Source organism: Halorubrum sp. SP3 (genome assembly GCF_005435195.1).
Lineage (GTDB): Archaea > Halobacteriota > Halobacteria > Halobacteriales > Haloferacaceae > Halorubrum > Halorubrum sodomense.
The window spans coordinates 1-321 of the sequence record NZ_SGTU01000524.1 but is presented as its reverse complement, the minus strand read 5'-3'; the positions used below and the strand labels follow the sequence as shown (position 1 = coordinate 321).

Below are 321 nucleotides of genomic sequence, written 5' to 3'. Positions count from 1 at the left end.
AGCGGGCGCTGGAGGTACGGCTTCGCGCGGTGCTCGTCCTCGTCGATGAACTGCCAGTAGTCGACGAAGCGGTCGTCGCCGGTGATCTCCGCCAGCCGCTCCGCGCCGCCCTTGTAGTGTTGGGCGTCGTTGCGGGTGTCGTAGATCCGGTCGATCTCCGACTCCGGCATCGTCGTGATGAACGGGTTGGTGACGGAGGCGGTCATGTCGTGGACGTTGTGCTCCGCCCACGAGTCGGCGGGTAAGACGATGTCGGAGTACTCGCAGGTCATCGTCCACCACCACTCGTTGGTGAAGAACGCCTCTATCTTCCCGTTCCGG

Annotated in this window: 1 protein-coding gene; it reads right to left on the bottom strand. The window is 64.2% G+C overall.

The features are described from left to right. Positions 1-321 (bottom strand): molybdopterin-dependent oxidoreductase (locus EXE42_RS17455; protein ID WP_137707108.1); only part of this gene is annotated, 321 nt, incomplete at both ends.